Origin of the sequence: Thauera sp. WH-1, assembly GCF_047806685.1 — a bacterium.
In the GTDB taxonomy this organism is placed as follows: Bacteria; Pseudomonadota; Gammaproteobacteria; order Burkholderiales; family Rhodocyclaceae; genus Thauera.
The window spans coordinates 1-12,694 of record NZ_JBLQGP010000044.1 but is presented as its reverse complement, the minus strand read 5'-3'; the positions used below and the strand labels follow the sequence as shown (position 1 = coordinate 12,694).

Genomic DNA, 12,694 nt, shown 5'->3' with positions numbered 1-12,694 from the left:
AGCGTCAGCGCGCCGTAGGCCACGAACTCGCCCTGCTGGATGAAGATCACCCGCGTGACCGCGAACACCAGCACCAGCGCCAGCGCCAGCAGCGCGTAGATCGCGCCGTTGGTGATGCCGTCCTGGCCCAGGATCAGTGCAACCGTTGAATCCATCTCGTCCTCCTTCGCTCCACCCCGCACGCAGCATGAGGCTGCCCCGCAAGCGCGCCCGTTCGGGGCTCGGCCTGCGGCGTGTGCCGGGGGAGTACATGGGAAATGAGCGCGCCTGCCTCAGGCGGCCGGCAGCGCGCATGGGTTGCCTTGCTTACTTGACGAGCGACCACTTGCCGTTGGCGACCTCGATCAGCACGACCGCCTTCGGGTCGTAGCCGCCGTGATCCTCGGCGCTCAGGGTGTAGGTGCCATTGACGCCGACCAGGCCCGAGGTGCTCTCGAGCGCCTTGCGGATTCCCTCGCGGAACTCGGGGGTGCCCGGCTTGGCACTCTTGATCGCTTCCTTCATGGCGTTCTCGAGCAGCAGGCCGGCGTCGTAGGCTGCACCGGCGAAGGTCGAGCGCGAATCGGCGCCGAGCTTGCCTTCGAGCTGCTGCAGGAAGGCCACGCCGGCGGCCTTGTTGGGGTGGCCGTCGGGCAGCTGCTCGGCGACCAGCACCGGCGCCACCGGCAGACGCGCGCCTTCGACGTTCTTGCCGCCCAGGCGCAGGAACTCCTTGTTGGCGACGGCGTGCGACTGGTAGATCGGGCCCTTGTAGCCGCGCTCGCGCAGCGTGGTCTGCGGCAGGGCGGCAGGCGTGCCCGAGCCGCCGACGAAGACGGCGTCCGGACGCGCCGACAGCACCTTCAGCGCCTGGCCGGTGACCGAGGTGTCGGTGCGGGCGTAGCGCTCGGTGGCGACGATCTTGATGCCGGCGGCCTGGGTGGTCTGGGTCAGCGCCTTCAGCAGCAGCTCGCCCCAGGAGTCGGAAAAGCCGATGAAGCCGACGGTCTTGACGCCCTTGGCCTTCATGTCCTCGACCACGCGGCCGACCATGACGTCGGCGGTGGGCTCGACGCGGAAGGCCCAGGCGCGCTTGTCGGCGGCGGGGTCGATCGGCGCGATCGACAGCATCGGCACCTTGGCCTCATTGGCGACGTCGACCATCGCCATGCCGTTGGTGATCAGGTTGGGGCCGATGATGGCGTCGACCTTGTCCTCGCCGACCAGCTTGCGGGTGTTCTTGACCGCGTTGGTGGGGTCGGTGGCGTCGTCCAGCACGATGTAGTTGATCTTCTCGTCGCCCAGGGTGGCGGGCATGAACTCGATCGCCTTCTTCGTCTCGGCGCCGAGGGAGGCGGCCGGGCCGGTGAGCGAGAACACGACACCGATGTTGATGTCGGCGAGCGCGGGACCGGCCGACAGGGCGAGGGCGAGGGCGGCGAGCTGGGTCTTGATGCGCAGGGTCTTGATGCGAAGCGTCATTTTCATCTCCTGGTCTCTCTGATTGTCAGGATGTTGCGGTGTGTAGCGAAGCTGCGTCGGGGGTGATTCTGTGGGTCAGCGCGAACGGCCGCTGAGGGCGCCGAAGCCGGCGATCCACTCCGGGATCTCGCGGTAGTAGCGTTCCTCGGCCTGCCAGGCGCCGGCACAGGCGGCGTCCATCGCCGCGACCGCCGCGACCCAGGTCTTGGCCTCGTGCGCCGAGCCGCCGGCATCGGCCGTGATGTCGGCGTTGCGGTAGGCGTCGAGCGCCGCCCAGTCGCGCGCGGCGAGCTGTTCCATCAGCCTGCGGTCCCACTCGGCGTTGAGCGGATGCAGGGTGCTGGTGCCGGCGGTGAAGGCCTCGGCGGCGGCGATCGTGCGCGCCTGGCGGGCAGCACGGGCTTCCGGCGAGGGGTTGCGGTTGCTGATCAGGCGGGCGATGACCTCCGGATCGGTCGCGGTCGCCAGCTGGGGCACCGGCGGGTTGTGCGACAGGCCACCCGAGCCGATGAACAGCGCGCGCTGGCCCTGTGCGCGGGCAAAGCGGCCGACGGCCTCGCCCAGCAGGCGGGCGCGCTGGCAGCTCACCACCGGCGGCGCCACCGAGTTGATGAAGATCGGCACCACCGGGTAGCGGTCGAGCGCGCCGGTGAGCTCTTCGAGCGGCTGGGCGCAGCCGTGGTCGACCTGCATGCGGTACGAGAAACCGAGGTCGATGCCGGCATCGACCACCGCCTGGGCGCAGGCTTCGGTCAGCGTGCGCGGCACGTTCAGCGGGCCGGCGGCGGTCTGGTAGTCACCCACCGACTCGGCCGCCATGCCGATGCAGAACTGTGGCATCAACTCGAGGAAGAAGCCGTTGAGGTGATCCGGCCAGAACAGGTAGATCACCTCGGGGTCGAAGGCCTCGACCTCGGCGCGCAGGGTGCCGACCAGCGCCGCCACTTCCTTGACGATGGCGGCCTCGGGGTCGAAATAGCCCTTCAGCGGGGTGTGCGACAGGCACTGCAGGCGGGCTTGCATCAGGCGGCTCCCTGGCTCAGGTTCAGCCCCATCTTGTCGGCGATCTGGGCGAGCAGTTCGTTGATCTTGACCGGGTAGGCGAGGCCGGCGACGAAGCGGTCGGGACGGATCACCGCCACCGCGCCCGGATAGCTGCCGAACCACTCCTTCAGGCGCATCTGCTCGTCGCCGACGACGATGGCGTCCGGCCCGATGTCGCGGTCGCGCTGAATCTGCACCACCGGCTTGACGGTGATGATGCGACCGCCGAGTGCGGCGAGGATGTCGCGGCTCTTCTGGTTGAGCCAGAAGCTCGGATCCACGCCCCAGCACACCAGCGCGAAGCCGCTGCCCATGACGTCGTCGAGCAGCTTGACCTCGCCGTCGCGGGTGCGCACCTTGGGCTGGATGAAGAGCTTGCCGACCGGCGAGTTCTTGCCGACGCGCTTGGTCGGCATCAGGCGGCCGAGCAGCGGGGTCTTGCGTGCCAGTTGGCACAGCAACTGCTTGAAGCCCGGCTCGGTGTCGATCTCGGCCTCGGAGACGACGAGGCCGGTCTCGTACTTGGGCATGGGCTTGAAGCGCATCTCGGTGAAGTAGCGCTTGGCCGGCGGCACCAGGTTGAGCGCCCAGGTGGCGAAGTCGCGTGCGGCGACCACCGCCGGGTTGCGCGGCGAGAAGATGCGACCGGCGGTCACCGACAGGTCGATCATCGCCTTGGCGTGCGGCGGGCGCTCGAGCTGGTAGGTGTCGAGCAGCTTCTCGGAGGCGATGCCCTTGACCACGTAGGCCAGCTTCCAGCCCAGGTTGGCGGCGTCACGCATGCCGGTGTTGTAGCCCTGGCCCTGCCACACGGGCATGATGTGCGCCGCGTCGCCGGCGAGCATCACGCGACCGATCTTCCAGCGGTCGGCGATGCGCGCGTTGTGGGTGTAGACGCGCTTGCGGATGTAGTCCAGGCTGGTGGCATCGACGCCCGGCGGCAGCACCTTGGCCATCAGCATCGCCATGTTGTGCGGCTGGGTCATTTCCTCTTCGGTCTCGTTCTCGAAGATCATGAACTCGAAGCGGCGGATCGAATCGGGCAGAGCAACCGACACATAGGGGCGCGAGGGATCGCAGTGCATGTAGATGTTGGGCACGCCGAGCGGGTCGTTGCGCACGTCCACCACCAGCCACTTGGAAGTGTCGGTGAAGCCGCCGAAGCCGACGTTGAGCGCGGTGCGGATCGGGCTGCGGCCGCCGTCGCTGCCCACCAGCCAGCGCGTGCGCAGGGTGTAGACCGTGCCGTCGCTGCGCTTGACGTCGAGGCTGACGCCTTCTGCGTCCTGCTCGAAGCGCAGCACGTCGCTGCCCATGCGCACATCGACGTTGTCGAAGCGCTTGAGGCCGTCGAGCAGCACGCGATCGACCAGCGGCTGGTTGAAGGCGTTGCGGCGCGACCAGCCGAATTCGTCGGTGCGCGGTTCGATCGAGGCGAAGCAGCGCCCGCTCTTGGTGACGAAACGCATCCAGTGGTAAGGCGTCAGGTGCGGCAGCACCGCCTCGGCCATGCCGATGCCCTGCAGCGTGCGCAGGCACTCGTCGTCCATGCCGACCGCGCGCGGGTAGTCGATCAGCTCGTCGCCGCGCTCGAGCAGGATGGCCTTGACGCCGTGCAGACCGAGCATGCTGGTAAGGGCGAGGCCGACCGGGCCGGCGCCGACGACGACGACGTCGGCATCGAAGCGGGGGGTTTCGTTCATGTTGCGGACTCCTGTTGTGTGCGGGGCTGCGCGGGATCGCCGCGTGGCGAGGCGATGGGCGAGGGCGGGTTCGGTCAAGAAGCGTTTTTTATGCTTCGATCAGTTGAGCGCAGTCTAGGAACTCTCGAGAGACTGAACAAAAACACTTTCGCTGCCGTCCACAGAGCGCACAATATTGTTTAAAAAGAGGTTTTTTGGAATGAGGCCTGATACGGGCGCCGACTACGGCACGGTGCGGAGCCTGGCCCGCGGCTTGGATCTGCTGCGTGTGCTGAACCGTCACGACAAGGGGCGTGCCTCGCTCGCGCAACTCGCCACCGGCACCGGCTTGCACCGCACGACGGTGCGTCGGCTGCTGGAGACGCTGATCGAAGAGGGCTATGTGAAGCGCAGCGCGTCGGACGACCGCTACGTGCTGACCTTGAATGTCCGCGCCCTGTCCGAAGGCTTCAAGGACGAGGAGCGCATCTCGATGGTGTCCGGCCCAGTGCTGGCCCAGTTGCTGCAGCAGGTGCGCTGGCCCTCCGACCTGTGCACGCCGGACGGCGGCTCGATGCTGATCCGAGAGTCGACGCATCGCTTCAGCTCGCTGTCCTTCAACCGCGCGATGGTCGGGGAGCGTCTGCCGATGCTGCTGACCGCGGTCGGGCGCGCCTATTTCTGCTATTGCGCCGACGCCGAACGCGAGGCCCTGCTGTTGCTGCTGCGGCGTGATCCGGTGCAGGCTGCGCTGGCCAATGACGAGCGCTTCATCGCCAACCTGATCGAGCAGACGCGCAGCCGCGGCTATGCCTCGAACGAGGGCGACTGGAGCGCGGAGCGCAAGATCGGTGCGATCGCGGTGCCGGTATTTCAGAGCGGGAGGGTGATCGCGAGCATCAACGTCATCTACCTCGTGCGTGCGGTCTCGCATGCCGAGGCGGCGGCGCGTTATCTGCCGGCGCTGGTCGAAGCCGGGAGGCAGCTCGAGGTGGCCCTGAGCGAGCCGGTGGAGTGAGGCGCGAGCGCAGCGTGTTCTCGGGAGGCGGTCCGCACCGCGCAGCTTCAGCGGTGACGGTCAGCTCAGGCCAAATGGGAAGGCCCCGGCGCCCGCGTTGAAGCAGGGCCGGGGCCTTCGATTTCGGTAGTCAGCCCCCGAAGGGGCCGTCACCGATCAGACGAACTGCACGACCTGGGCCGCGCCGCGGGCCTTGGCGGCCTGCGGGTTGTCGAAGTCGGCCATCAGTTGCGCCTGCTTGGCCTTGGCGAGCGCGATGTGACGCTCCTTGACGTGGCCGTAGCCGCGCACTTCGTCGGGCATGCTGGCGAGCTTGACCGCGATCGCGAGGTTGTCGCGATTGAGCTTGCTACACAGCGTGTCGAGCAGACGGTCGTAGTCCTCGATCGCCTGGCGCTCCAGGTGACGCTCCTCGGTCTTGCCGAAGATGTCCCACTTGCCGCCGCGCAGGTGCTTGAGCTTGGCGAGGTGGCGGAAGGCCTTCAGGATCCACGGGCCGTACTTCTGCTTGATCAGCTCGCCCGTCTCCGGGTCGCGCTTGGAGAGCAGCGGCGGCGCCAGGTTGTACTCGATCGTATAGCCGTTCGGGAACTGAGCGTCGAGCTCGGCCAGGAAGGCCGGGTCGGAGTGCAGGCGGGCGACCTCGTACTCGTCCTTGTACGCCATCAGCTTGTAGAAGTAGCGCGCGGCAGCCTCGGCCAGGGCCGAGCTTTCCGCAGCGACACGCTTCTCGGCCTCCATCACGCTCTTCACCTTGGCCGCGTAGCGGCGGGCGTAGGCGGCGTCCTGGTAGCCGATCAGATCGGGCACGCGGATCTCGAGCAGGCGGCGCACTTCACCCGTGGCGCCGACCGAGTCCACGATCTGGCGCGCTTCGGCGGTCAGCTCGGGGAGCTTGGGCGCCTTGGCTTCGTACTTGTGGATCTCGGCGTGGACGTAGTCGATATCGACCACCGCCATGCGGCCCCACTTGAACGCCAGCAGGCTCATGTCCACACCGACGCCGGCCTGCTTGATCGCAGTCTCGAACGCCTGTGCGCTGATCGGCAGCGCACCGGCCTGGTAGGCCACGCCGACCATGAACATGTTGGTCGCCATGCTGTCGGCGAACAGGCCTTCGGCCATCGTCTGCGCGTCGAGGTAGACGTTGTCGTTGCGGCGGGTGACGCGGTCGATGCCCTGGGTCAGGCGATCGACGTTGGGGAACTGCACCGACTTGTCCGACACCATGTAGCCGGTCGGCGCCTGGCCGGTCGACACGATCGCGATCGTGCGCTCGGGGTGGCACTTGTCCAGGTTCTTGTTGTCGGTGGCGTTGAGGATGTCGAAGCCCAGATAGAGGTCGGTGCTGCCGTCCGAGATCTTGTTCGAGCCGTCGAAGGGGGTGGCGGTGACCTTGATGTCCGAGATCACGGCGCCGCCCTTCTGCGCCAGGCCGGTCTGGTCCAGGCCCACCGCCCACTTGCCGTCGATGCGCGCGGCGTTGGCAATGGTCGCCGCCACGGTCACCGAGCCGGTGCCGCCGATGCCCATGACGTGGGCGCCGAAGTTGTTCGGGTCGACCTTGAAGACGGGATCGGGCAGCTCGCGGTTGAGCGCGGGCAGGCGGCCCTTCTTCTTTTTCTTGCCACCGTCGGCAGCCTCGGGGGCGGCCTTGGGCGTGATGGTGAGGAAGGACGGGCAGAAGCCCTTCACGCAGGAGTAGTCCTTGTTGCACGACGGCTGGTGGATGCGCGTCTTGCGGCCGAACTCGGTCTGCACCGGCTCGACCGACATGCAGTTGGACTTCTCGCCGCAGTCGCCGCAGCCCTCGCACACGCGCTCGTTGATCACCATCACCGCTTCGGGCTCGTAGGCCTTGCCGCGTCCACGCTGGCGACGCAGCTCGGCGGCGCACTCCTGGTCGTGGATCAGCACCGTGGTGCCTTCGATCTCGGAGAGCACCTTCTGTGCTTCCATCAGGCGGTCGCGATGCCAGACCTCGGTGTTGCCGTCGAGGTTCACCGCGTTGTAGCGCGACAGGTCCTCGGTGGTGACGATGACGCGCTTGACGCCATTGGCGATCAGCTCGGCCACCATCGCGCGCACCGGCTCGGCGCCCATGATCTCCTGGCCGCCGGTCATCGAGGTGTGGCTGTTGACCAGGATCTTGAAGGTGATGTTGGTGTTGGTCGCCGCACAGTAGCGCACCGCCAGGCTGCCCGAGTGGGCGTAGGTGCCGTCCCCCATGTTCTGGAAGATGTGCTTGGTGTCGGTGAAGGGCTGCATGCCGATCCACTGCGCGCCCTCGGCGCCCATGTGGGTGCCCATCACCACGCCGCGCTTCATCCACATCGCCATCGTGTGGCAGCCGATGCCGGCCGACACGATGCTGCCGTCCGGAGCCTTGGTCGACGAGTTGTGCGGACAGCCCGAGCAGTACCAGGCCGAGCGCGTCAGCGAGGTCAGCGAGTTGCGGCTGTGGATCTCGTCCAGGCGCTTGATCCAGCCTTCGGCGGATTCCAGCTTGGTCTTGCGCGACAGGCGAGCGTGCAACGCACGGGCGATGATGTCGGACTCGAACTCGCCGTGGAAGGGCAGCAGGTCGCGGCCTTCCTCGTCGCGCTTGCCGACGATGCGCGGGGCGTTGGCCGTACCGTAGAGGATTTCCTTGGCGAACAGCTCGATGAACGGGCGCTTCTCCTCGATGACGAGGATTTCTTCCAGGCCGCGGGCGAAGTCGCGGATGTCGTCCGGCTGCAGCGGGTTGAGCATGCCGATCTTGAGGATGCGCACGCCGGCGCGACGCAGTGCGTCGTCGTCCAGGCCCATTTCCATGAAGGCCTGACGCAGGTCGTGGTAGGTCTTGCCGGCGGTGATGATGCCCAGCCAGGCGTCGGCGTTGGGCAGCGTGACCTTGTTGAGGCCGTTCTCGCGCGCATACAGGCGGGCGAGCTCCTGGCGCGCGTAGTACAGCGTGCGCTCCATGTCGAGCGCGTCCTTGCGCACGTTCATGCCGAGGTTGACCTCGGGCGAATACGGGCGGCCGTCGAGCTCGACCACCGGGGTGACGAACTTCATGCGGTCGGGATCGACGATGGCGCTGCCGCTGCCGTCGGCGACGTTGGTGACGATCTTGAGGCCCGCCCACAGGCCCGAGATGCGCGACAGGTAGTAGCCGTGCAGGCCGAAGTCGAGGATGTCCTGGACGTTGGCCGGGTACAGCGACGGAATGCCGACGTGGTAGAACATGGCTTCCGACTGGCTCGGCAGCGAGGACGACTTGCAGCTCGGGTCGTCGCCGAAGATGGCGAGCACGCCGCCGTTCTTGAGCGTGCCGGTGTAGTTGGCGTGCTTGAGCACGTCGCCCGAGCGGTCCACGCCCGGCGCCTTGCCGTACCAGGTCCCGACGACGCCGTCGAACTTCTGGTTGCCCACCGTGTGCAGCATCTGGGTGCCCCAGACGGCGGTGGCGGCGAGGTCTTCGTTCAGACCGTCGACGAACTGGATGTTGTGCTGCATCAGCAGCTTCTGCTGCTTGATGAAATTGGCGTCCAGCATGCCCACGGGCGAGCCGCGGTAGCCGGAGATGAACATGGCGTTGTTGAGGCCGCGACGACGGTCGAAGCGGATCTGGTCCATCGTCAGGCGCACCAGCGCCTCGATGCCCCCGATGTGGATGATCCCCTCTTCCGCCGTGAATTGTTTGGTCAGATCCTGTTTGGACGACATCGGATTTTCCCTCTGTTGGCGTGGTGCGCTGGATGTGGAAAGGGCTGGCGCGCGCAATGACGCGCGCTGCCAGCCCGGCCCTGCAGCGCGTTTCTGTGCTTAGACGAAGCGGAACGAGACGCTGCCCAGATCCTGGAAGCGGACGTTGACGTTGTCGCCCTTCGCCACCGGGATGGCTTCGGTGACGCCGCCGGTCATGATGAAGGTGCCGGCCGGGATTTCCTGGCCGCGCTTGCCGAGTTCGTTGGCCATCATCGCGATCGCGACCAGCGGGTTGCCGAGCACGGCGGCGCCGGTGGCCATCGACTTGATCTCGCCATTGACCTCGAGCACCACGCCCAGCGTCGGCAGGTCGAGCTCGCCGAGGTCACGCATGTTGCCGCCGATCACGAAGCGGGCCGACGAGGTGTTGTCGGCGATCACGCTCTTGAGGTCGAACTTGAAGTCGCGATAGCGCGAGTCGATCACTTCGACCGCCGGCAGCACGAAGTCGATCGCCGCCATCACGTTGCCGATATGGCAGCCGGGGCCGCGCAGCGGGGCCTTGGTGACGACGCAGATCTCGGCTTCGACCTTGGGGTGGATGAGTTCGTCGAACTTCACTTCGCCACCGTCCGGTACCGACATGTAGTCGGCGATGAAGCCGAACACCGGGGTCTCGACGCCCATCTGCTTCATCTTGGCGCGCGAGGTCAGGCCCGCCTTGAGCCCGGCGATCTTGTTGCCGCGGGCGAGCTTGCGGCGCTTGATCTCGTCCTGGATGGCGTAGGCGTCATCCCAGTCCATGTCGGGGTAGTCGTCGGTGATCTTGGTGACATCAAAAGCCTGCAGCTCGGCGTTTTCGAGGTGCTCGGCGAGCTTGGCGATGGTGGCCTGGTCGAGGGTGAGTGCCATGTGTGCGGTTTCCTTTTTTAGATGAAGCGGACCGACGTGCCACCGAGGCCGCCGACGTTGCAGGTGAGGCTGTCGCCGGCGACGACCGGGACGAGCGGGGATTGTGAGCCGGAGAGGATGATCTCGCCGGCCTTGAGGCCGATGCCGAGGCGGCCGAGGGTGTTGGCCAGCCAGGCGATGGCGTTGACCGGCGAGCCCTGCACGGCGGCGCCGGTGGAGGTGCTGATGATGTCGCCGTTCTTGGCGAGCACCATGCCGGCGAGCGCGAGGTCGAGCTGGCGCGGGCTCTTGCGCACGCCGCCGAGCACCAGCACGCCGCACGAGGCGTTGTCGGCCACGGTGTCCTGGATCTTGATCTTCCAGTCCTTGATGCGGGAGTCGACGATCTCGAAGCAGGGCACCACGCAGTCGGTGGCGCGCAGCACGTCGGCCGCGGTCACGCCCGGGCCCATCAGGTCGTTCTTGAGGATGAAGGCGACTTCGGCCTCGGCCTTGGGGGCGATCATCGACGAGGCGACGATCGGCTCGCCTTCATTGAAGACCATGTTCGACAGCAGCTGGCCGAAGTCGGGCTGGTTCACCTTCAGCATGTCCATGACGACCTTGCTGGTCACGCCGATCTTCTTGCCGACCACGGTGTGGCCGTCGTCGAGCTGGCGCTGGATCATGCGCAGCTGGATGGCGTAGGCATCCTCGATGGTGATGTCGCTCTCGCGGTCGGTGAGCGGCGCGACCGGGGTCAGGGTCTTGAGCGCGGTGTAGAGCTCGTCGCCGTAGTGGTTGATCTTGTTCTGGTCCATATCGTGTTCTCGATGATGTGTTCGATGGATGGGAGCCTGCCGGCGCCGCGGGGGAGGGCGTTGCTGCACCCCGTCCGCCGCGGCCGTGTCCGGTATCAGTACTTGATCATCACGTTGCGCAGCTCGGTGTAGAACTCGAGCGAGTGCACACCGCCCTCGCGGCCGATGCCCGACTGCTTGGAGCCGCCGAACGGGGTGCGCAGGTCGCGCAGGAACCAGCTGTTGATCCAGCACAGGCCGACTTCGATGGCGTTGGCCATGCGCATGGCGCGGCTGATGTCCTGGGTGTGCACCGAGGTGGCGAGGCCGTAGCGGTTGGCGTTGACCATGTTCAGCACTTCCTCTTCGGTGTCGAAGGGCTGGATGTGGCAGCAGGGCCCGAAGATTTCCTCGGTCACCACGGTCGCGGTCTCGGGGAGACCGGTCCAGATCGTGGGCTGCACCCAGCAGCCGTCCTTGAGGTCTTCCGGCATGTCGGGGATGCCGCCGCCGAAGACGATGTTGGCGCCTTCTTCCTTGGCCTTGGCGTACATGCCCAGCACCTTCTTCTGGTGAATCTTGCTGACCAGCGGGCCGATCTTGGTGTCGGGGTCGAAGGGGCGGCCCGGCTTCATCTTCTCGGCCTGTTCCTTCATTGCGGCGACGACCTTGTCGAAGATCGGGCGCTCGACGTACACGCGCTCGGTGCCCAGGCAGACCTGGCCGGCGTTTTCGAAGCAGGAGCGGGTGAGGGTGGCGATGGTGTTGTCGAAGTCGCAGTCGGCGAACACCACGGCGGCGTTCTTGCCGCCCAGCTCCAGCGACACCGGGCGGATGCCGTCGGCGCCGGCCTTCATGATGGCGGTGCCGGTCTTGGTCTCGCCGGTGAAGGTGATGCCGTTGACATCCGGGTGGGCGGTCAGGAAGGCGCCGGCGGAATCCACGCCGAAGCCGTTGACCACGTTGTACACGCCCTTGGGCAGGCCGACCTTGTTCATGACCTCACCCAGCAGGGTGGCGGTGAGCGGCGTGGCTTCGGAGGGCTTCACGACCACGGTGTTGCCGCAGGCGAGCGCCGGGCCGGCCTTCCAGGTCATCAGCAGCAGCGGCAGGTTCCACGGGCAGACGATCGCGATCACGCCGCGCGGGGTGCGCACGCCGTAGCTGCGCGCGGTCTTGCCGTCCGGGGTGCGCATCTCGAAGGATTCGGTCGACACGTTCTTGATCGTGTCGGTGAAGATCTTGAAGTTGGCCGCGCCGCGCGGAATGTCGATGTGCGAGGCGAGGTGGGCCGGCTTGCCGGTGTCGGCGATTTCGGCCTGCAGGAAGTCGTCGAAGCGGCGGTTGATCTCATCGACCACGGCGTCGAGCATGTTGCAGCGCTCGACCACCGAGAGCTTGCCCCAGGGGCCCTTGAGCGCGGCCTTGGCAGCGGCGACGGCCGCATCCACTTCCGGCTTGCCGGCTTCGTACACCATGCCGATCAGCGAGTTGTCGACCGGGTTGCGGTTCTCGTAGGTCTTGCCGCTGACGTTGGTGACGTACTCGCCGTTGATGAAGTTCTTGATCTCTTTCATGCTCGATGTGTCCTCAGGTAGTGGATCGGATTGCAAGGCGCGGTTCGTGTGCCGCGGTCCTCGATATGGCTCGAGCGCAGGTTCGAGCCATTTCGCGTTGCTGCTTGTTGCTGGCCTGCCTCGCAGCTGGGGCAATCTTGCCGCCTTCCGCGAGATTTGTAAAGAATCTCGAGATTTATTTTTCGAGATTTTTTCGACGCCCAAAGCCTGTCGGGAGAATGTGGCCCCCGTGACGACCCTGTGTGTCCCGTGCCTGACCGAGGGTAGTTGCGAAGCCTCGGTCTGCAATCAGGTTAGCCGAGATCGCCGGCTTGAAAACCGGGTGTGCAGAAACTGGATATCGATGTTGCAGAAGCTGGATATTGATTGATCTGATCGCGCCATAACCTGACGGCCTTCCATGCAACAAAGATGAGAGTGCGTCATGACCGTCACCACTGAGTACCTGGACACCCTGATCCAGAAGGACAAGGCGAAAGGCCTGTTCCGCTGCAAGCGCGAAATGTTCACCAGCCGCGAGCTGTTCGA

The 12,694-nt window shown here is 66.3% G+C and carries 8 protein-coding genes and 1 pseudogene; 1 reads left to right on the top strand and 8 read right to left on the bottom strand.

Annotated elements, in window-relative coordinates; translation table 11 throughout:
* The 4 genes and pseudogenes from ACMV5O_RS20875 to ACMV5O_RS20860 form a co-directional block, all read right to left on the bottom strand.
* Positions 1–155: pseudogene (locus ACMV5O_RS20875) on the bottom strand (branched-chain amino acid ABC transporter permease); the annotation flags it as partial.
* 151 nt (positions 156–306) lie between these two features.
* A complete protein-coding gene (locus tag ACMV5O_RS20870; protein ID WP_416165245.1) occupies positions 307–1,461 on the bottom strand; it encodes an ABC transporter substrate-binding protein in 1,155 nt (384 codons plus the stop codon).
* Between the two features lie 75 nt (positions 1,462–1,536).
* Positions 1,537–2,484, bottom strand: a complete 948-nt coding sequence (locus tag ACMV5O_RS20865; protein WP_416165244.1) for a 3-carboxyethylcatechol 2,3-dioxygenase — start codon at positions 2,482–2,484, stop codon at positions 1,537–1,539.
* Entirely contained in the window at positions 2,484–4,208 is a 1,725-nt protein-coding gene (locus ACMV5O_RS20860; protein ID WP_416165243.1) for a bifunctional 3-(3-hydroxy-phenyl)propionate/3-hydroxycinnamic acid hydroxylase, read from the bottom strand. Before ACMV5O_RS20860 ends, ACMV5O_RS20865 begins: the two co-directional genes overlap by 1 nt.
* Before the next feature lie 199 nt (positions 4,209–4,407).
* Between ACMV5O_RS20860 and ACMV5O_RS20855 the strand changes: the two genes are divergently transcribed.
* Positions 4,408–5,205 carry a DNA-binding transcriptional regulator gene (locus tag ACMV5O_RS20855; protein ID WP_416165242.1) on the top strand — a complete coding sequence of 266 codons (798 nt, stop codon included), beginning with the start codon at positions 4,408–4,410 and terminating at the stop codon, positions 5,203–5,205.
* 156 nt (positions 5,206–5,361) lie between these two features.
* Here ACMV5O_RS20855 and ACMV5O_RS20850 read toward each other — a convergent pair whose 3' ends face one another.
* The 4 genes from ACMV5O_RS20850 to ACMV5O_RS20835 all read right to left on the bottom strand — a co-directional run bounded on the left by ACMV5O_RS20850 (position 5,362) and on the right by ACMV5O_RS20835 (position 12,166).
* Positions 5,362–8,973 (bottom strand): indolepyruvate ferredoxin oxidoreductase family protein, encoded by a 3,612-nt coding sequence (locus tag ACMV5O_RS20850; RefSeq protein ID WP_416165241.1) that lies wholly within the window; start codon positions 8,971–8,973, stop codon positions 5,362–5,364.
* Between the two features lie 42 nt (positions 8,974–9,015).
* Entirely contained in the window at positions 9,016–9,810 is a 795-nt protein-coding gene (gene dmpH / locus ACMV5O_RS20845) for a 2-oxo-3-hexenedioate decarboxylase (protein WP_416165240.1), read from the bottom strand.
* 17 nt (positions 9,811–9,827) lie between these two features.
* A complete protein-coding gene (gene dmpE / locus ACMV5O_RS20840; RefSeq protein ID WP_416165239.1) occupies positions 9,828–10,610 on the bottom strand; it encodes a 2-oxopent-4-enoate hydratase in 783 nt (260 codons plus the stop codon).
* Positions 10,611–10,705: 95 nt separating this feature from the next.
* A complete protein-coding gene (locus ACMV5O_RS20835) occupies positions 10,706–12,166 on the bottom strand; it encodes a 2-hydroxymuconic semialdehyde dehydrogenase (protein WP_416165238.1) in 1,461 nt (486 codons plus the stop codon).
* Between the last annotated feature and the right edge of the window lie 528 nt (positions 12,167–12,694).